A 20,120-nucleotide genomic window follows, 5' to 3' on the forward strand; every position below is an offset into this window, starting at 1 on the left:
AATAGTTTCATAAAATAACCAGTTTTTCATCTTTTTACATTCCCTATTAATTTTTTGATGTTATTATATGCTACGTGATTAGTATGTCCCACTTTTTAGAAAGCGCAAACAAAAAATATTTTTTAGTAGGAGAAGGTTTATGAGAGCAATTCTATATCGTGTGCTAAGAAGACGTCAATTTATTTATATGTTAGCTTTTATGGTAGTTATAGGTTTATCTTGCTTGTTTACATATGGGATCATTGGGCAATACCCATGGAAGGGAGGGTATGACGAACCGACCAGTCTTTATTCATTACATATGCTTGTTATTCCGGCAGTAACTTTAATAACGTTTAAGTTTTCTTTTTCATTGCTTGCAACGATTCCGATAGAGGATATTTTAGCGGAAGATCGCCAGAGTGGTTATATGAAATCGATGGTGTCTCACATCACGTTAAAAAAGTATTTGATCAATCATTTTTTGTTGGCTTTTCTCATTGGTGGGTGCTTAGTGGTTATTCCTGTCCTTGTTAATTTTATTAGCCTCCTGTTTTTTATTCCTGTGACGCCTTTGCATCGATTTTATAGTATGTTTTTGGTCCCTTCTGATGAATTCATGCCCCATTTGTATTATGACCATCCAGGCATCTATTTGTTAGTGCGAAGTGCCTTTCTCTTTTTGTATGGTGGCTGTCTCTCTTTATTTGCTAGTATTTGCGCTTATTTAACACATAATCGTTACCTTGCTATCTTGATTCCAATGTTTTTTGTTTTAGTCAGCGATATGTTGATCAGTGTGTTGCGTGCTGCAAAGTATAGTTTGAGTGATCAATTTATTGGTACAGAAAATCTTCAGTTGACAGGCGTTTTGTTTGTCATAACTATACTGCTATTTGCAGTCATGACGGTGATCTATGGGGTGAAGAAGAATGAGATTTAAGCAAACCATTTGCTATTATTTGTCGCTTACTTCACATAAGAAAATCTGGGGATTTTTTTTCATAGGGATGATCTTCAGTTTGGGTAATTTAGTTTATCAGTATTATCAGATGGGACAACAATACGACGAGTTAGATTTACTGCTTTATGGACCATACGGTATTTTAAATGGAGGAATAAATGGATTTATCAGTTCTATTTATTTGATGCTATGGCTGTTTTTTATCCATAGCATAGATAAAAAAACAGAAGAAAATTTTTACTTATTACATGTTAAAACAAAGTTGAAACTATTGGTGAATAAGGATCTAATCATGGTTTTGAGTCTGATCCTCTACATAATTTTCGTTTTCCTGGGATTTATTTTCGCCTACCTCATCATGTACGCTCTCGTTAAGGGAAAATTGGTGGAGGCAGAGCTAACTTTATTGAATGTTGGTAAGATCACAGCCATAAAGTACTTACAATTTCTATTTATGGGACATCTTTTTCTCTTATTAAATAGAGTAATTAGAAATTATTTAGTCGTTGTATTAATGGTTATGACAGTATTTATTATAAACTTAGTTGACTCATTTCCGGCTTTTAATCTCGTGTTTATCGTTAATAGACAACAAATAATGGCTCAAGGTACATTTATCGCTTGGCTTGGTTTATTGATTTCTCTGAACCTTTTGCTTTTTGCAGCAAAATATACAGTCATTCTACTAAGGAGGTCCAACCAATGGTGCTTACCTCGATCATGATAGTCACTAGACGGATGATCAGTTTTACCTTTACCTATGGGAAAAAATGGTGGATCTCTACTGGGGTGTTTTTGATAGGTTACCTTTTAGCGATTAAGTATATGTATCCTAGGATTCTTTTTGATGGAGAAAGTATCCTTACTTTCTTGTTTCAAGGTCCTTATCCTATTCATAACTATACAGACTATGTACTTCCTTATCTTTGGCTTTTGTTTCATCTGTTCTCATTGCTATTTATTTTGTTTCCGATCATTGAATTATTGGAAACACAAAGTATTTTTTTATTGATCCGGATCAAAAGTAGACGTAAATTGGCAATTTCAATTTTTCTTACGATCATAGTGGATTGTTTTGCCTATCTTCTCATTTTTTTCAGCGTACTTTTTTTAATTTTTTATTCCGCTGACTTTTGGTCGTTGGCTGTTATACACTATAGCTTTCTTTTATTTTCGACGCTAATCTTGCTTAATTTTTTAGCCGTATTCATTTATTTTATTTATTCAAACGGTATCTTCTCGTTATTGATCTGCATGGGCATGCTGGTTGTTGCAAGTCTAGTCAATTTTAAGTTTATGCCTTATAAATATTCATTGATTCTAACTAATGATATTCATTTCTATTTGACCCATCCTACATTATTCGTGGTTTTAGGAATACAGTTGGGATTATTGTTAGGTTATTTGGTTGGTATTTTATTTTTCATTCGTAGGCACATATTTTAGGAGGGTTTCCATGGCATTTTTAGAAATAAAAGAAGTAACCGTTGAAAGAAAAAAACAACGAATCCTTAATGAGGCAACGATTTCAGCTGAGCTTGGTGACGTTGTAGGTTTCATCGGTCAAAATGGTTCGGGTAAAACAATGCTTTTTAAAGCAATTTGTGGCTTTATTCGTCTTTCAAAAGGAAAGATCAAGGTAGGGGAAGAAACAATCGGCAAAGAAGTAGACTTTCCTTCTCATACAGGAATGTTGATTGAAAATCCTGGATTTATTGGTTCGATGACAGGTTTTGACAATTTATATAGCTTGTCGTTATTGACCGATAATGTCAAAAAAGATGAGATTGTTGAACTATTAACACTCGTAGGTTTATTGGATAAACAGAAAGTTAAGGTTGCCAACTATTCTTTAGGAATGAAACAACGTTTAGGAATCGCACAAGCGTTGATGGGCGACCCGACGATGATTATTTTAGATGAGCCTTTTAACGGGTTGGATAATCAAGGCATCGAATTATTGATCGAGATTATTGAAGAATTGAAGTTAAGAAATAAGCTAGTCTTGCTGACTAGTCATCGAAACGAAGATTTGCAAAGAGTTTGCACCAAATTTTATCAAGTTGATCGTGGAAGTTTTTCAAGAATTGAGGTATCGAATGATGAAAAAAAGTAAAATTTTCTTTTTTTGTCTAGGCGGTTCAATAATCTTAGCAGTCGCGGCAACTCGTATTATCGAAATCAATCGTGGAGTACCCAAATCATTTGCAATTACCACTTACCATTTGAACGACGTAGTCTCTTTAAATGATTTAGAACTTACTGTTTTAAACTATTCTAAAGGAAAGTCCTATCATTATGATGGTGGGAACCCGATGGACCAATATGAGTTTATGCCTGTGACAGTTACAGTAAACGTCAAAAATATATCGCCGGATGCCCAGGATTTGGCAATTTTGAAAGAAAGTCGGTTATTTAGTGGCTACAACTATTACAATACAGGTGATGTTGACTTTCCGCAACAGGTACTAGATCCTCAACAGCAAACGACGCTTACATATGTCTACACGGTCGATGCAGAAAAAGTAGAAGAATCCTTTCAATTTGTGTTAACAACTCAAGCTTTACTTCGATTTGATCAAGCGAATTATCATGTTAGTTACGATAAAGGATTCTATAAAGGTGTAGCTATCCAGCTATGATCGTTCCAATTCAATGGAAATTTTGAAGGGTCACTTTTTTTCTTAATACTGTAAAGACAGCTCAACAAAAGAAACTCCCTTAGCAGCCTTTGAGAAATCTGCTAAGGGAGTTTCTTTCTTGAAATATCCTATCAATGAAATAAGGTTGTCATTACAACTGTTGATTATTGAAGGAAAAATAGGTTACAAAATCGGTGAGAATAGTCTGGAGATTTGTTGTTTGAACAACAGCCAATTTGACATTTCTTTGACTGTTTCAGTGGTCATCGGGATACTTGCTTTTTCATCAAGTACAAATTGGTCGGCTAGTTGTTGCAAGAAAGCTGGATCATAAATGATTGCACTACTTTCAAAATTCAAACGATAGCTACGAATATCTTGGTTCGCTGAACCGACCATACAGATCTCATCGTCCATGATCAATGTTTTTGCATGTAAAAAGCCATTTTCATAAACTAAGATCTGGATATTTTCTTTGATCAATTGGCGAGCGTAGTACTGAGTTGCTCGGTAGATGAAAGGATGATCTGGTTTGTTAGGGATCATGATTTTCACCTCTACGCCAGAAGCGGCAGCGATTTTTAACGCAGCAATCACACTCTCATCAGGTACTAAATAAGGTGTTTGGATCCATACACGTTTTTTTGCTGAACTGATCAGCTTGATAAAGGATAACTTTATCTGTTCCCGTTCATTGTTCGGTCCGCTAGATACAAGTTGGATCGATGTTTGGTATAGTTGATCCTGATCTTCTTTCTCTGCTTTAAAGAAATAATCTAAATGATAGCCGACTTTTTTTTGATCTGGAACAGAGACATTCCAGTCCATTAAAAAGCGTAGTTGTAGTAATGAGGCTGCGGCGCCATAGATACGGATATGTGTATCACGCCAATAGCCGAATTTTTTTGTATGATTGACGTATTGATTGGCAATATTGAATCCGCCTGTGTAGCCGATCTTGCCGTCAACCACAATGATTTTCCGGTGATCATGGTAATTCAGACGGAAGCGTAGAAGTGCCCGCTGGGAAGTGATGAACGTGTGGACATGACCACCATTTTCGACTAACTTTTTAAAATCTTTCGTTTTGGTGCCATGGGAGCCAAAGGCATCATAGAGTAAACGGACTTCGACACCTTCCGCTGCTTTTTTTTCCAATACTTTCAAGATTTGTTGGCCGATGTTGTCAGTAACGAAGGCATAATATTCGATATGGATCGAATGCTCCGCTGCTTCGATATCTTTCAGGACGGCTGTTAATTTTTCTTGACCGTCTGTCAGTAAAGTGACGGCATTTTTTCGAGTGAGTGGCATTTGATTCAAGGATGAGAAGAAGTCGACGAAATGCTGATGTTCTTCATTTTGAATGATGGGATCATAATGTTCTAAGGTATCTCCCTTGAAGTCTTGGAAATTTTCCAGTTCTGTTAAATCACTCTGACGAAGATGGAATTTTTTCTTATCAGTCAATCCACGACCAAAGAAAAGATAGAGAACGAAGCCAAAACCAGGTAAAGCGAACAAAACGAGCAACCATGCCCAGATCGCAGCGACGTCACGAGGTTTGATCAAGATAGTTACAAGTGCAATAAGTGCGTTCAATACATATAAAAAAGTAATAATGCTTCCTACCACGAGTGAATCCTCCTTTATATAATAACACTAGTATAGCATGAGAAAGGAAAGAAGCCTATTCACAAGAAAACATAGATGGAAATTTTTTGAAAATATCAGGAACGATAAGTAAAAGTTATTGCATTTTAAAAATAAATCATGTAGTATGAAAATACAGTTGAATATCTCCTTAGGGGAGTAACCGACAACATTTGTTGTGATAATATCAACAGTAAGTTAACCAAATGGTTTTCTGGTATTGTATGAAATGGTGAGACCTAAGACAAATCCGCATTTGTCTTAGGTCTCTTTTTTTTCAGGCGATAGCGGAAACACTAACTAAAATGGGGGATGAAAGTTGGAAAACAAGGAACACGCACAATCAACGGTCTACAAAGAATCGATCGACACGTTGATGCAACAAACGCAAAGCTCACCTGATGGGTTGAGTAGTACGCAAGCAAAAGAAAAATTGGAAAGAGATGGCTTGAACCAACTGAAAGAAGCGCCGAAGAAGCCAACTTGGAAACTGTTTCTCGAAACTTTTAAAGACGCGATGGTAATTGTGTTACTAGTTGTTGCCTTGATTCAAATGGTGATGGGTGATTATATCGAATTTTTCGTTATCTTTGCCGTGTTGCTATTGAACTCAGTGATCAGTGTGATCCAAACGAAAAAAGCAGAAGGTTCGCTTGAAGCGTTGAAAAACCTTTCTGCACCAGATGCAAAAGTGATTCGTGACGGAAAAGAAATGACGATTCCAGCGAATGAACTAGTGGTTGGTGATATCGTTCTACTTGATGCAGGTGACTATGTACCGGCGGATGGACGATTATTAGAAGCTGGTTCACTAAAAGTTGACGAAGGAATGTTGACCGGTGAATCGACCTCAGCTGAAAAAGAAGTGGTCGAAATCACTCAAACTGTACCGATCGGCGATCGCTCGAACATGGTGTTTAGCGGGACGATCATTACTTATGGTCGTGGGAAATTCTTAGTGACTGCTACAGGAAACAATACAGAAATCGGTGAAGTAGCTGGTTTATTAGAATCAACAACGGAACAAGTGACACCACTACAACGTGGGCTAGATAAATTCAGTAAGAAGTTAAGTTTAGCCATTTTAGGCTTATCATTGGTGATTTTAGGTATCCAGTTATTCCGTATCTATATGGGTGGCGGAACAGGAGATATGACGGCAGATATCGTTAGTGCCATCATGTTTGCAGTTGCGGTTGCCGTAGCAGCGATTCCTGAAGCATTGCAGTCGATCGTAACGATCGTCTTGTCACTTGGAACCAATAAAATGGCGAAGCGACATGCTATCATCCGTAAACTTCCAGCCGTAGAAACATTAGGCTCAACGAGTATCATTTGTACAGATAAAACTGGAACATTGACACAAAACAAAATGACGGTTGTTGACTATTATTTAGCCAATGGAGCAACTGGTGATTTTTCAAATGATCCAAAAAACTGGTCTGTCGATGAACGTCGTTTAGTTGAGATCAGTGTCTTGGCAAATGATGCGTCGATCAGTGAAGATGGTTCAAAATTAGGCGATCCTACAGAAGTAGCTTTTATTGACTTCAGTGAAAAAATGAACCAACCTTATCGTGAGATCCGTCAAACGTATCCAAGACAAGCGGAATTACCATTTGACTCGGATCGAAAATTGATGTCGACAGCACATGAAATCGACAATCAACAATTCTTATTTGTCAAAGGTGGACCTGATATCGTCTTTGGTCGTAGTACAAAAGCGTTGGTAAATGGTGAAGTCGTGCCAATGACAGACGAGTTAAGAAAAAAATTCCAAGAACAAAACGAAGCATTTTCAAACCGCGCATTGCGTGTATTAGCCTTTGCTTATCGTCCAATCAATAGCCTAGAATTATCATTCGATGATGAAGATGATTTGATCTTAGTGGGGATCATGGCAATGATCGATCCGCCAAGAGATGAAGTAACTCAAGCAGTCAAAGAAGCAAAAAGTGCTGGGATCAAAACGATCATGATCACTGGTGACCATAAAACAACTGCGGTAGCTATTGCAAAAGAAATCGGTATTTTTGCTGAAGATGATCAAGCCTTGACTGGTACAGAATTAGATGAGCTATCAGAAGATCAATTGAATGAAGTATTGGAAAAAGTAACGGTTTATGCGCGTGTATCTCCGGAAAATAAAATCCGTATCGTGCGTGCTTGGCAAACAAAAGGTCATATCTCTGCGATGACTGGTGACGGAGTAAATGATGCTCCTGCCTTGAAACAAGCAGATATTGGTATTGCAATGGGTACAGGTACTGACGTAGCCAAAGATGCTGCAGCAATGGTTCTGACAGATGATAATTTCGCATCGATCGTCAGTGCAGTGGAAGTAGGACGTAATGTCTTTGATAATATCAAAAAGGCCATTTCTTACTTGTTCTCAGGAAACCTAGGTGCGATCATCGCGATCATCTTTGCCTTAGTTGCAGATTGGTCAAATCCATTTACAGCCTTACAATTATTGTTCATCAACTTAGTCAACGACTCATTACCAGCAATCGCATTAGGAACTGAAAAAGCAGAGCCAGCGACAATGAAACGTCCACCAAGAGATCCAAATTCAGGTATCTTTACGGACAAAACATTGATCTCTGTGACGTATCGTGGCGTATTGATCGGTATTGCAGTTATTTTTGCTCAATGGTTAGGGATGCAACATTCACCTGAATTTGGCGTAGCGATGTCCTTCACAACGTTGATCTGGTGTCGTACATTGCAAACATTCCCAGCCCGTTCAAATACCCAAACAGCAATCCAAGCTGGTTTCTTCTCAAACCGCAGTGTTCTATTAGCAGTTGCTGTATGTAGTGCGCTTTACTGTATTGCGATGATCCCAGGACTAAAAGAAGTCTTCTCGATCCCAGCAGCATTTGGATTGACTGAAGTCTTCACATGTATCGGAATCGCGCTAGTAACAGTTGTATTGATGGAAATCACTAAGATGATCTTGGTACGTGTACAAGGAAACAAATAATCATCAAAGAAAAAATAGTTCATCTATCACTTACGAATAACGATGAAATGTGATAGTTTTTAGCCTTTCGAATCAAAAAGAAATCCACGAGAATCGTTTCTTCGATTTTCGTGGATTTTGATTTATACTAAGAAACAAAGCTCATCGTTTTTCTGATAAAATATTTATTCCGAAAAGTGAAGATGAAGGGAGAAACATCCAAATGGACAAAGAAGAATGGAATACCTTTGCGAAAGACTATTACGAATCACAAAAAGAATCCAGTACGACGATCGTAGAGGATATCGTTGCTTATCTAAAAAGCGAGGATTTATTGCCAGCTAGCTCATTCGCAGATGTTGCCGGTGGTGCAGGGCGTTATCTGCCGTTAGCAAAAGAAATAGAACAATATGAGTTGATTGATTTTTCAGAAGAAATGCTTGTATATGCTGAACATGAAGCACAAGTACTGGGGCTAAATAACTGCCAATTCATTTTGCAAGATTTTACTAATTTTTTACAAGAAGAGAAGACCTATGAACTTGTTTTTTCGGCAGCAAATCCCGCCTTGGTTTCTTGTGAACAATTGGAAAAACTACGTGGGAAAGCGACGAGAGCTTGTTTGATCCTAAGAGTAGTCTCCTCAGAAGATAATGTCTTCGTACCCCTTGAAAGGCATTTAGGGATCGAGGAATCTGACCCTAACACCTCGCCAACTATTATGGATCGGTTTGAGACGTATTTATCAAAGAAACATCTTTCTTATAAGAGAAGTGAATTCACTTATGATTCACAGGAAGAAGTCACGCCTTCATTTTTGCGGACTTATTATGAAGAAATGCAAGATGATCCACGTTTTCAGTCAGCTCTTCAAGAATTATTTAAAAACAGTGAGACAATTCAGAGTACAAATAAACTGACCTATCGATTATTGACTATCTATTAGTCAACGATCGAGGTCAGTTTTTTGCATTGATTATTTTTCTTTGTAAAAACGAATATCATTTTCAACTTTATAGATCGAGTAAGGTAGATCTGAATGATATTCAGCTGTTTCACCATTTCCCGGTAATGTTTCATTGAAGATCTTTTCATATTGATCAACCGTCAATGCTTCACGGTTATCTAACATCGCTTGATTGTCTTCTTTGGATAAGAAGTTTTGATAGCCTTCTTCTAAATATCCAGTGAAAAATTCACTCACAGCACCAGAACCATAGCTGAATAATCCGATACGGGCACCCGATTTCAATGCTTGAGAGTTTTCCAATAAAGAAATCAATCCCAAATAAAGGGACCCAGTGTATAGATTTCCTATTCGTCGACTATAGGTGATGCCTTCTTCATAACGAGCCATCAAACGTTTTTGCGTTGCCTCATCTGTTTCTTCGATCACACTTTGTAACGCTTTTTTCCCCATTTTTGTGTAAGGAATATGGAAGGTAAGCGCATCATAATCAGCAAGTGTTCGACCTGTTGTTTCTTTATATCTATTCCAGACTTTTTGGAAAGACTCAATATAAGTAGAGTTGGACAAAGGACCATCTACTACAGGATATTGACTATAATTTGGACGCCAAAAGTCATAAATATCTTCTGTTAAAAAGACGCTGTGGTCTTCAAGAGAAAGAATCCGAGGGTTTTGTGTGATCATCATAGCGACCGCACCTACACCTTGAGTCACTTCACCACCACTTGCTAAACCGTAGCGGGCGATATCGCTCGCAATCACTAAGACTTTACGATCTGGATGATTTTTGACATATTCTTTTGCCATGTGCAAAGCTGCTGTTCCCCCGTAACAAGCTTCTTTTACTTCGAATGAACGAGCAAAAGGTTGAACTTTTAACAAATGATGGATGATCACAGCACTTGCCTTTGATTGGTCGATGCCTGATTCGGTACCTACAATGACCATATCGATTTTTTCACGATCTTCTTCTGTGACGATTTTACTCGCTGCATTTGCTCCTAGCGTGACGATGTCTTCATAAACTTGATTGACAGCCATCTGATCTTGACCGATCCCGATATGGTATTTGGCAGGATCATCTCCACGTCTGTTTGCTAATTCAGTCATATCTAAAAATAAATTAGGAATAAAAAAGGAAAGACGATCAATCCCTATTTTCATTTCAACACCTCTTTACTCATGATAAAAAACTTACTTTATTAAAGTATCACAAAATCGCTAAAAGAAATACAAAAAAGCTAATTTTTAAGGATTTGTAAAAAAATATAGCGCTTTTTTTAAAAGGTGTATGTTATATTTGTATTTCCGGTAAAGAATGGTATATTTTTGTAGGAGATACTTGACAGTTAGAAAATAATCAACTGTCCATCTTTTATACAATTTAATAAGAAGTGTATTTTAATTTTTACGAAACCATTCACATTGTTCTATCCATTTGATATAGACAAACGTTTTGAAGAATGTCTCGTCGGTTACAGCGTGACGTTTTTCGCAAATATATGAGAAATAAGGAGGGAATCCGTTTGCGCAAAAGATTGTAACACCTATAAATCCGTCGCGTTTTATGTAATACGTGGATGAGTAAATTTATAGGCTTTGGCAACGGGTGGCTTAACTTGAAGGAAGTCGTTATTATAGATGCTGCACGAACACCGATTGGAAAGTATCGTGGTAGCTTAAGCAGTTATTCTGCTGTTGAGTTGGGAACATTCATTACAACAGAAATCCTTGAACGAACAGGGATAAACAAAGAAGCAATCAATCAAGTCATTTTTGGAAATGTGCTTCAAGCAGGGAATGGGCAAAATGTTGCACGACAGATTGCGATCAATAGCGGAATCCCCGTAAGTGTTCCGGCAATGACAATCAATGAAGTTTGTGGATCTGGGATGAAATCAGTGATCCTTGCGCGTCAACAGATCCAACTAGGCGAAGCGGATCTGATCATAGCCGGTGGTGTTGAAAGCATGACTAGAGCGCCGATGATCCAAGTGAGCGATCCAGAAAACGAGAAAATCGAAGAAATCTCAAGTATGGTCAATGATGGATTAACCGATGCATTTTCCAATACTCATATGGGACTGACAGCAGAAAATGTGGCAAAACAATTTTCTGTGACGAGAGCAGAGCAAGATCAATATGCACTGGCTTCACAATTAAAAGCAGCACAAGCCAGCGAGTCAGGGGTCTTCAAGGAAGAAATCATTCCAATTTCCCGTAATGAAGAAGTATTTGCAACAGATGAAGCAGTGCGAGGAAATAGTACATTAGAAAAATTAAGCACCTTACGGACGGTTTTTGCGGAGGACGGCACAGTTACTGCTGGAAATGCTTCACCTTTGAACGATGGTGGCTCTGTACTGATCTTAGCGTCTAAAGACTATGCGATTGCTCATGACTTACCGTATTTAGCTACGATCAAAGGAGTCTCTGAAGTTGGGATCGATCCAAGTATCATGGGGGTAGCTCCAATCAAAGCAATCAATACCTTGATGGAGAAAACAGAGCTTTCCTTGGACGACATCGATCTATTTGAAATTAACGAAGCGTTTGCTGCGTCATCGATCGTTGTGAATCGTGAATTGAATCTCCCATCAGAGAAAGTCAATATTTATGGTGGTGCGATTGCGTTAGGCCATCCGATTGGTGCTAGTGGCGCTCGTATCTTGACTACTTTAGGCTATGCGTTAAGAAGGCAGCACCAACGATACGGAGTAGCTTCATTATGTATTGGTGGCGGTCTTGGATTAGCTGTTCTTTTGGAAGCTAATTTGCAAGAAACTGGTGATAACGAAAAAAAAAAGTTTTATGAACTAACGCCAGAACAACGTAGACAGCGATTAGTTCAAGAAAAAGTGATTTCCCAAGCAGAAGCAACAGGTTTTAAAGAATCTGTTTTAACAGAAGATATCGCCAACCATTTGATTGAAAATCAAATCAGCCAAGTAGAGATCCCATTAGGTGTCGCATTGAATTTTCAAGTGAACGGTCAAAAAAAATGGATTCCTATGGCAACGGAAGAACCTTCTGTAATTGCTGCAGCGAGCAATGGTGCAAAAATATGTGGCGATATCAGCGTTCAGATACCCCGACGATTGATGCGTGGGCAAATCGTCTTGACTGGTCGTTGTGATTATCGAAAAATCAAAGAAGTCATTGAAGCAAGAAAACCAGAATTGGTCACTTGTGCAAACGAAAGCTATCCTTCGATCGTCAAGCGTGGTGGAGGTGTCCGAGAAATTTCTACTCGAGAATTTATGGGGAGCGAGCATGCCTATCTTTCACTTGATTTTTTAGTGGATGTCAAAGATGCGATGGGGGCGAATATCATCAACTCGATTTTGGAAGGAGTTGCGGTTCGTATCAAAGAATGGTTCCCTGAAGAAGAAATCTTGTTCAGTATCTTAAGTAATCTGGCGACTGAATCTTTAGCGATCGCGACTTGTATGATTCCTTTTGAGCGATTGGCAAAGGACAAAGAAACGGGTCAGCTGATTGCTGAAAAGATTCGTCAAGCGAGTGAATACGCAAAGTTGGATCCTTATCGGGCAACGACCCACAACAAAGGAATCATGAATGGTATCGAAGCGGTCATCTTAGCCACAGGAAATGATACACGAGCAGCCGCAGCGGCTATTCATGCCTATGCTGCTCGAAATGGTAGTTACCAAGGGTTGACTGACTGGCAAATCAAGGAAGATCATTTGGTAGGGAAATTGACGGTTCCTTTAGCTGTCGCGACAGTAGGGGGGGCTTCCCGCGTCTTACCGAAAGCGAAAGCTTCTTTAGATATGTTAGCAATTGATTCTGCACAAGAATTGGCACAAGTGATTGCAGCTGTTGGTTTAGCACAAAACCTGGCGGCACTGCGTGCACTTGTTAGTGACGGTATCCAAAAAGGACATATGTCCTTACAAGCGAGAGCATTGGCAATCACAGTTGGTGCCAAAGGGGACGAAATCGAGAGAGTTGCCGCAAAGCTTAGGGAATCAGGAACGATCAACCAACAAAGCGCACTAGCTGCCTTAGAAGCTATCCAGGCGAGCAAAAACTAGGAATAATTTGCGAAATGGGCGTAGTAGCTGAGGGGAAATGACAAATAATTTTCATTATTATAACGTGCCTCTCAAAACACATAAAAAAATACCTATGCTAAGTATGAAGAATCTATAATCTAAAATTTATTTTTTTCATAAGAGGCCATCACGTCTTTTTATGCTATTTTCATTTTTATGTGAGGTTGTATAATATTAAACAAAACGTAACAGACCTTGTCGATTAAAGGTTTTCTGTTACGTTTTTTTACATACTCTGATCTAAAAAATATAGAACATATATTATTAAATTTTAAAAATAATTTATATAACATTAAAAAAAGCTAAAGTTTTTTAAGCTTATTTGAGGTTCTCTTGTGAATAAATAATCTAACAGGTATACTTTTCCTCAAATAGAATAACTTGTTAGGCGAGACTCCTAAACAAACATAGGCTATTGCGCAGAAACGTCGAAAGACGCCAATGTGTAAAACAGGAATTGTCGGATTAAGGCTCTTCATAAGATAGCTAAGAGAAATCTTTACGTTGTTTAGTGTCAAAACTCACACGATGAGACTGAAAAGCCAATCGTTTTTTTCGTTTGGCTTTTTTTATTCAAGATGGGTAAGTGACGTATCTCCGCTGTAACACAAAGGAGAAATATAGGATGGGTGTAAAAGACATAAGAAAAATAGATTTGTATTTGCTCGTACCATATCTGTTGATCAGTGTAATAGGATTATTGATGATCTATAGTGCGAGTACGTTCCGTTTGATGTCATTCGATCAAAGTACAAATCAACTTTTAGTTCGACAAATGGTATTTGTAGCACTTAGTTGGGCAATGATTTTTTTCATTTACCGAGTGAAACCTGCATTTATACTCAATCATCGAATCGTAAAAATAATGATGGGGATCGGTATCGTGGGGCTGATCTTGACAAAGGTACCTGGGATTGGTGTCAATATCAGTGGTGCGCAACGATGGATCTCCATTGCAGGTTTTCAATTTCAACCTGCTGAAATTGTCAATGTCGGTATGATTTTTTATTTAGCTTATTATTTTAGAAAACCCAAGCAATCATTGAATGAATTAAAAAAACCCTTTTTTATCATCGCTTTATGTTCTCTGCTGATTTTATTCCAACCAAAAGTAGCTGGTGCGATCTTGTTGATCATCTTAGCTGCAATCATGATCACGACGGTTCAATTACCAGTTCGCTATATTTTATTGTTTTTTGCAGGACTGTTCAGTCTCTTTTTGCTCCTTGGCGGCATTATTTATTTACTAGGGCAAAATGACCTATTACCAAGTATTTTTGCTCATACTTATGATCGCTTGAGCATTGCTTTTAATCCTTTTTTAGATCCTTATGGAAAAGGATTTCAGATGAGTCAATCTTATTATGCCATGTACAACGGTGGGCTTTTTGGATTAGGATTGGGAAATAGTATTACCAAAAAGGGCTATTTACCAGTAGCCGAGACTGATTTTATTTTTTCGATTATTTTAGAAGAGTTAGGTCTGATCGTGGGCTTACTGATTCTAGCAATGTTATTTTCGATTATTTTGCGCTTATTTGTCTTGAGTGCGAATGAACCAAATCAGCAGATCGGGTTGATTTATTTGGGAACAGGGATGCTGTTATTGCTACAGACAAGTATCAATATTGCAAGTATCAGTGGCATGATCCCAATGACAGGTATTCCGCTTCCTTTTATTAGTTATGGAGGATCAAGCTATTTGATTTTATCCATGCTTTTGGGCGTTTGCCTGAAACTGTCCTCACGAGGTAAGCAAAATGAAATTTAAAATAAATGAATTCAACTATGCATTATTTTTACCAATCTTTCTTTTATATTTATTAAGTGTCGGTGTGCAATATGGGGCAGCTGTTTATGACCAAGTTCCAGTCCGAGGAGTCGTGCTTCGACAAATCGTGTTTTGTTTGATGTCGGTCGGGCTGTTGTTTCTAACACAACGAGTGAAAACAGTCGTATTGTTAAGATATTCTCCTTATCTTTATGGCTTTTCACTTTTTGTGATGGGCCTGTTGTATCAGTTTTATGATCCGGTGATGTTTCAACTCACAGGCACCAAACGTTGGCTTAGGATCGGCAGCTTTTCATTTCAACCTTCTGAATTAGTGAAACTCACCTTTATTTTAGTGGTTGTTTATTTGACCTTGATCTATGAGCAAAAGGTGAAACAACGAACCGTTAAAACTGATTTATTTTATGTAGGAAAGATATTACTGGTTAGTTTACCGACCTTTTTATTGATGTACATGCAAAAAGATTTTGGAACAAGTTTGGTTTTTGTCATATGCTTGGGGGCATTATTCATGATCGCTGGGGTACATTGGAAGATCATGACGGCAATAACCTCGATTCTAGTTATTCTCGGGGCCATTTTGATTGCTTTAGTTTTTACTGAATACGGACACCAGATTTTATATCGTCTGAATTTTAAGACTTATCAGTTAGATCGGGTACGCGCATGGGTTGATCCATTTGCATATAGCCAATCGATTGGTTATCAACAATCACAAAGTTTACTTTCTATCGGGGCAGGTGGGTTTAGTGGCAGGGCCGAAGCAATCAATCCTATCTATGTGCCCGTTCGTGAATCAGATATGGTCTTTACAGTGATTGCTGAAACATTTGGCTTTTTAGGAAGCGTTTCTGTGCTCTTTTTATATTTTTATCTTTTTTACCAAATCATTTATAGTGCAATCGAAACAAATAATAAAGGAAATGTGTATTTTGCGATTGTCTTCGTATTTGGTTTGTTATTCCAAGTGTTTGAAAATATTGGAGCTGCGATCGGTCTACTCCCATTAACAGGGATTCCTTTACCATTTTTAAGTCAAGGAGGAACTTCCCTCTTGGTTATTGGCTGTGGTTTAGGCATTATTTTAGGATTTAAAAAGTATGAATGAGAAGTAGAAGGGAAGTTATTATGAAACAGATGCCAAAAGGAACATTGGTGGTAGCATTCGTATCATTCGTCTTATTGACGACTTTGACCACACTAGTTATGACAGAAAACACCTTATTCAATCAACTCGATTTAGCCATTTATCAACAGGAGCGATTAATCGAATTCCCAGTATTAACAACATTTTTTAGTTATTTTGCAAAACTAGCAACGATTATTCCTACTTTATTTTTCACAGGGTTGCTGGCAATTTTTAGTTGGCGGAAACAGTACCATAAATTAGCCATTTGGCAAGTCTTAATGGTTTTGACAGTTAGTTTGATTGGCTACGTGATGAAACAAGCTATCCAGCGTACACGACCTGATGTGGAGCAATTGATTCCTAGGTCTTCTTACTCTTTTCCAAGTGGTCATTCGATTTTGTCTATGACGCTATTCTTAGTATTTTTGATCACCATGTACATTATTTATCGTGAGAAAAGGGTAAATAAACTAGTATGGGTGGGGGCTCTTTATCCATTATTGATTGCTAGTTCTAGAATTTATTTGAGAGTACATTATCCTAGCGATATCTTGGCAGGTTTTTTACTGAGTTTTTCAGTTGTTTTCTTATGCTATAGTCTGTTTTTCTCTTTTATCACTGAAAAAACAGTAAGAAAAAAGCACCAACAAAAACGAATATTCACTAGAAAACAAAAAGTTTTATTGTCTATTATGGCATTTCTTTTCCTATTAGTAGGTTCTGCAGTTGCGTATGGTGTTCGCTTTTACTACGATGCCAGACAGACTGTGACTTCGATGCAACAACCGCTACAAAGAGAAACCGTACAGCGGGAAAAGGATACGCCAGTCAGCATTTTAGTTTTAGGTATCGCCAATAATTCAATTAGAAAAACGGACTATCGTGCAAATACGATCATGTTGGTGACATTGAATAATCAAAAGAAAACAACGACGATCACAAGTATTCCTCGAGATTCTTTCGTAGAAATTGCCAATATGGATGGACTGGTTGATAAAATCAACCATGCTCATTCTTACGGTGGTATCGACATGATGGTGGATACGGTTGAACAATATCTTGATATACCGATTCATCACTATGTATCGTTGAATATGGATGGATTAGAAGCGTTGATCGATGCTGTGGGAGGAATCACTGTAAATAATGCGTTTGAGTTTACAGCAGAAGACATCCATTATCCAGAAGGTACACTAGAATTAAATGGTTGGGAAGGATTACAGTATGCGCGCATGCGAGCAGAAGATCCTGAGGATGACTATGGGCGACAGAAAAGGCAAAGGGAAGTCGTCAATATTTTAGTCAATGAGTTCTTATCTGTGAAAAGTTTATTCAATTATCGCCAGCTTTTAGAGGTAGTCGGTGAAAATGGGACAACGGATATGTCCTTAGATGAAATGCTCGGAATGATGAATGAATACCATTCGGCATTATCCAATATCACGAACCATCAGTTGAAAGGTGAACAATATATTGGTGATGGCATCTTGGGAGAAGCAGGGATCTACTACGAGAAGATACCCGATGAGGAACGGATGAGAGTGATGCAGTTGGTGCAAGAGCAATTAGAAACAACAGGGAAGAACGCAGCGCAACAATAGGAACAATTGATATTCTCTTTTTTACATTTATAAATGATAAAAAAAGCAGTTGAAATGAACGATGATCGTCATTTCAGCTGCTTTTTTAGGTAAAAATCATCACGCAATCTATTTGCTTGCGTTTATCTTTCGTTGATTGGTGTAGCGGCAAATTGTTCGATCAATGGCACGAATGTCAATTTCACTTTGTATTTACGTTCTAAAGCTTTTTCGATCGTAAATTCATTGACAGTAGACATAGAGATCTCTGCTAATTTTCGTGTGTCGTCTTTGACTGTTTCATTGATCACTACAGCATCTACTGTTTTTTCAGCAGTGAACTTCGGATATTCTGCTACTTGTTTTGCAAAATCATCGAAAGTCAAAGAATCTGTCGCTACTTTTTCATCACTTGTTTTCTTGTCAGTTGTTGCTTCTTTATTGACTGATTGAGAAGTTGTCTCAACTTTTTCAACTTCTTTTGTTGGTGTTTCTTTTACGGACGCGTCATTAGTGACTGGTGTCGCCACAGGTTGAGCCGTTGGTTGATCTTTTTTCATGCGTTGATCATTCCAGTAAGAAACAATCTCAATCAATAGGTTGTCACGGAAACGTTCAAAAATCGTTGCTTCACCAGAACGAATACGTTTCAAGACAGCAGTAAAGTTATCGTCGATTGGTACATTGATGCGTGTATCTTCATTTGCTTGTCCTGCTAAGCCAATGATTAAGACTTGACGGTTTTTAGGATCAAGCATGACTTGCAACGGTAGACCATAACGGCGTAAACTTTCTTCTTCCAATGAACGGAATAATTGTGTGCGAATTCCATCTAAAGAAGGACGGAATTGTTTTAATAATTTTTGTTTTTGTTTTTTCTTCATAAATACTCTCCTTCATTCATACCCTTTCGATTATAAGAAAAAAACGAGCAAATGAAAAGGTTTATCAAGAAAAAACTTTTATTACTTCGATGGAAAAACAAAATTGAGTGGGATAATCGACCTCTCACATATGCTAAAACTGAATAAACGGTGGAAACAGCAGTAAACTTCTCGGAAATAAGGCGACATCCACAGAAATTTGATGAACAATTTCGTAGATATCGCCTTATTTCCCGAGGTTAAATATTTCTGTTCCAATCTCTCAAAAAGGGGAGCAAAAGTCCACAGACTAATGCTCCCTCATCTAGTTATTTTTTTGGCAATAAGGCAAAGGTGACTAGTTCTGGTGAATAGATGACCTCATGTCCTTGCCATTTCATCGTCATCAATGAATGATCCAAGCGTTTTTTTATTTCCGCAAGTTTTTCATCCCTTGACCAATTTCGAGCAGGAAAATGCTGGATTTTTTCTGGGCGGATCAAAAAGATGAAATCTGGATCAAATGTCTGTGTCACTTTTTCAGATAAACGATTTAAGCGGTCCACGGGGTTCATAGAATATCACTATCCTTTACCTTTAAAATTGTGTAGTATCTGGATCTTTTGCTTTGCCAACGACACCATCTAATTGGTCGATCGTCTTCATTTCTTCTTCTGATAGCTCAAAATCAAATAATTCAGTGTTCTCCTTGATTCTGCTTGGTGTGACAGATTTTGGTAATGGTAAGAAACCATGTTGTAATGACCAACGTAGCGCTACTTGGGCAACGCTCTTATTGTGTGTGTTGGCAATCTCTTGCATTTCTGTGACGTCGAAGATTTTACCAGTGCCAAGAGGGCTATATGCTTCAAGGACCATATCATGTTTTTTCGCGTACTCAACAACAGGTGGTTGCAATTCGCCAGGAGCAAGAAATACTTGATTGACCATTGGCATGATTTTTGCTGTTTTTGCAAGTTCATCTAAGTGATGCGGTAAGAAGTTGCTGACACCGATTGCTTTGATTTTGCCCGCTTCGTATAACTCTTCAAAAGCACGCCATGTTTCGGCATTCGCTTCTTGCCAATTTTCGCGGAAAGAAACTGGATTAGGCCAATGGATCAAGAAAAGATCCACATAGTCTGTTTGTAATTTTTTTAAGGACTCTTCGAAAGAGGACATTGCTAGATCGTAGCTATGGTTTTCGTTCCAAAGTTTAGTCGTTAAGAAAATCTCTTCTCTTGGAACACCACTTTCTTTGATTGCTTGTCCGACACTTTCTTCGTTTTTGTACCCTTGAGCGGTATCAATATGACGATAACCGGCAGCTAATGCTTCTTTAACTGAGGAAACAGCAACGTCTCCGTCAGGGGTTTGCCAAGTACCGAAACCGACAACAGGGATTTCATAGCCATTTGATAAACGGTAAGTAGATGTTAGTGAATTCATACTTTCAGCTCCTTTGATTTTAGTACACTTTAAGTGTAGCTTATTTTCTAAAAAA

Annotated in this window: 15 protein-coding genes and 1 riboswitch; of the genes, 10 read left to right on the plus strand and 5 right to left on the minus strand. The window is 38.0% G+C overall.

Translation table 11 applies throughout. The features are described 5' to 3' along the window. Positions 1-139: 139 nt before the first annotated feature. From IGJ39_RS05105 to IGJ39_RS05120, 4 genes are all read left to right on the plus strand, one after another. Entirely contained in the window at positions 140-922 is a 783-nt protein-coding gene (locus IGJ39_RS05105; protein ID WP_195339305.1) for a hypothetical protein, read from the plus strand. Further along, on the plus strand, positions 912-1,667 hold the full coding sequence (locus IGJ39_RS05110; RefSeq protein WP_195339306.1) for a hypothetical protein: 756 nt from the start codon (positions 912-914) through the stop codon (positions 1,665-1,667). Before IGJ39_RS05105 ends, IGJ39_RS05110 begins: the two co-directional genes overlap by 11 nt. Before the next feature lie 732 nt (positions 1,668-2,399). Next, positions 2,400-3,059 carry an ATP-binding cassette domain-containing protein gene (locus tag IGJ39_RS05115; protein ID WP_195339307.1) on the plus strand — a complete coding sequence of 220 codons (660 nt, stop codon included), beginning with the start codon at positions 2,400-2,402 and terminating at the stop codon, positions 3,057-3,059. After that, positions 3,046-3,585: a hypothetical protein gene (locus IGJ39_RS05120; protein WP_195339308.1), complete on the plus strand. Its 540-nt coding sequence runs from the start codon at positions 3,046-3,048 to the stop codon at positions 3,583-3,585. Before IGJ39_RS05115 ends, IGJ39_RS05120 begins: the two co-directional genes overlap by 14 nt. 183 nt (positions 3,586-3,768) lie before the next feature. Here IGJ39_RS05120 and cls read toward each other — a convergent pair whose 3' ends face one another. Further along, on the minus strand, positions 3,769-5,220 hold the full coding sequence (cls, locus tag IGJ39_RS05125; RefSeq protein ID WP_195339309.1) for a cardiolipin synthase: 1,452 nt from the start codon (positions 5,218-5,220) through the stop codon (positions 3,769-3,771). Positions 5,221-5,557: 337 nt separating this feature from the next. Here cls and IGJ39_RS05130 point away from each other — a divergent pair, with 337 nt between their 5' ends. After that, the gene (locus IGJ39_RS05130) at positions 5,558-8,224 is read left to right on the plus strand and encodes a cation-translocating P-type ATPase (protein WP_195339310.1); all 2,667 of its coding nucleotides are present in this window, start codon (positions 5,558-5,560) and stop codon (positions 8,222-8,224) included. Between the two features lie 202 nt (positions 8,225-8,426). Next, positions 8,427-9,149 (plus strand): class I SAM-dependent methyltransferase, encoded by a 723-nt coding sequence (locus tag IGJ39_RS05135; protein ID WP_195339311.1) that lies wholly within the window; start codon positions 8,427-8,429, stop codon positions 9,147-9,149. 30 nt (positions 9,150-9,179) lie between these two features. On the opposite strand, the gene IGJ39_RS05140 is transcribed toward IGJ39_RS05135, so the two are convergent. Beyond that, the gene (locus IGJ39_RS05140; RefSeq protein ID WP_062805420.1) at positions 9,180-10,337 is read right to left on the minus strand and encodes a hydroxymethylglutaryl-CoA synthase; all 1,158 of its coding nucleotides are present in this window, start codon (positions 10,335-10,337) and stop codon (positions 9,180-9,182) included. 455 nt (positions 10,338-10,792) lie between these two features. Here IGJ39_RS05140 and IGJ39_RS05145 point away from each other — a divergent pair, with 455 nt between their 5' ends. From IGJ39_RS05145 to IGJ39_RS05160, 4 genes are all read left to right on the plus strand, one after another. Further along, the gene (locus IGJ39_RS05145) at positions 10,793-13,231 is read left to right on the plus strand and encodes a hydroxymethylglutaryl-CoA reductase, degradative (protein ID WP_195339312.1); all 2,439 of its coding nucleotides are present in this window, start codon (positions 10,793-10,795) and stop codon (positions 13,229-13,231) included. Positions 13,232-13,625: 394 nt separating this feature from the next. Further along, positions 13,626-13,793, plus strand: a riboswitch (M-box (ykoK) riboswitch). 84 nt (positions 13,794-13,877) lie between these two features. Beyond that, the gene (locus tag IGJ39_RS05150; RefSeq protein WP_010735805.1) at positions 13,878-15,023 is read left to right on the plus strand and encodes an FtsW/RodA/SpoVE family cell cycle protein; all 1,146 of its coding nucleotides are present in this window, start codon (positions 13,878-13,880) and stop codon (positions 15,021-15,023) included. Further along, the gene (locus IGJ39_RS05155) at positions 15,013-16,152 is read left to right on the plus strand and encodes an FtsW/RodA/SpoVE family cell cycle protein (RefSeq protein ID WP_010735804.1); all 1,140 of its coding nucleotides are present in this window, start codon (positions 15,013-15,015) and stop codon (positions 16,150-16,152) included. Before IGJ39_RS05150 ends, IGJ39_RS05155 begins: the two co-directional genes overlap by 11 nt. Before the next feature lie 47 nt (positions 16,153-16,199). Next, complete coding sequence (locus IGJ39_RS05160) at positions 16,200-17,774, plus strand: phosphatase PAP2/LCP family protein (RefSeq protein WP_438764261.1); 1,575 nt, start codon at positions 16,200-16,202, stop codon at positions 17,772-17,774. A gap of 122 nt (positions 17,775-17,896) precedes the next feature. Here the strand turns inward: IGJ39_RS05160 and IGJ39_RS05165 are convergent, their stop codons facing one another. The 3 genes from IGJ39_RS05165 to IGJ39_RS05175 form a co-directional block, all read right to left on the minus strand. After that, positions 17,897-18,637, minus strand: a complete 741-nt coding sequence (locus IGJ39_RS05165) for a hypothetical protein (RefSeq protein WP_195339313.1) — start codon at positions 18,635-18,637, stop codon at positions 17,897-17,899. A 308-nt stretch (positions 18,638-18,945) separates the two neighbouring features. Beyond that, a complete protein-coding gene (locus IGJ39_RS05170; protein WP_104775675.1) occupies positions 18,946-19,191 on the minus strand; it encodes a hypothetical protein in 246 nt (81 codons plus the stop codon). Positions 19,192-19,213: 22 nt separating this feature from the next. Then, positions 19,214-20,065, minus strand: coding sequence for an aldo/keto reductase (locus IGJ39_RS05175; RefSeq protein ID WP_010735800.1), 852 nt, complete (start codon positions 20,063-20,065; stop codon positions 19,214-19,216). Between the last annotated feature and the right edge of the window lie 55 nt (positions 20,066-20,120).

It is taken from the genome of Enterococcus sp. AZ140 (assembly GCF_051714405.1).
Classification (GTDB): domain Bacteria; phylum Bacillota; class Bacilli; order Lactobacillales; family Enterococcaceae; genus Enterococcus_B; species Enterococcus_B pernyi.

Excerpts from the sequence above, each read along its gene's own strand:
- IGJ39_RS05140 (WP_062805420.1), bottom strand. The coding sequence starts at position 10,337 with ATGAAAATAGGGATTGATCGTCTTTCCTTTTTTATTCCTAATTTATTT.
- IGJ39_RS05165 (WP_195339313.1), bottom strand. The coding sequence starts at position 18,637 with ATGAAGAAAAAACAAAAACAAAAATTATTAAAACAATTCCGTCCTTCT.
- IGJ39_RS05135 (WP_195339311.1), top strand. The coding sequence starts at position 8,427 with ATGGACAAAGAAGAATGGAATACCTTTGCGAAAGACTATTACGAATCA.
- IGJ39_RS05175 (WP_010735800.1), bottom strand. The coding sequence starts at position 20,065 with ATGAATTCACTAACATCTACTTACCGTTTATCAAATGGCTATGAAATC.
- IGJ39_RS05170 (WP_104775675.1), bottom strand. The coding sequence starts at position 19,191 with ATGAACCCCGTGGACCGCTTAAATCGTTTATCTGAAAAAGTGACACAG.
- IGJ39_RS05120 (WP_195339308.1), top strand. The coding sequence starts at position 3,046 with ATGAAAAAAAGTAAAATTTTCTTTTTTTGTCTAGGCGGTTCAATAATC.
- IGJ39_RS05115 (WP_195339307.1), top strand. The coding sequence starts at position 2,400 with ATGGCATTTTTAGAAATAAAAGAAGTAACCGTTGAAAGAAAAAAACAA.
- IGJ39_RS05155 (WP_010735804.1), top strand. The coding sequence starts at position 15,013 with ATGAAATTTAAAATAAATGAATTCAACTATGCATTATTTTTACCAATC.
- IGJ39_RS05105 (WP_195339305.1), top strand. The coding sequence starts at position 140 with ATGAGAGCAATTCTATATCGTGTGCTAAGAAGACGTCAATTTATTTAT.
- IGJ39_RS05110 (WP_195339306.1), top strand. The coding sequence starts at position 912 with ATGAGATTTAAGCAAACCATTTGCTATTATTTGTCGCTTACTTCACAT.
- IGJ39_RS05150 (WP_010735805.1), top strand. The coding sequence starts at position 13,878 with ATGGGTGTAAAAGACATAAGAAAAATAGATTTGTATTTGCTCGTACCA.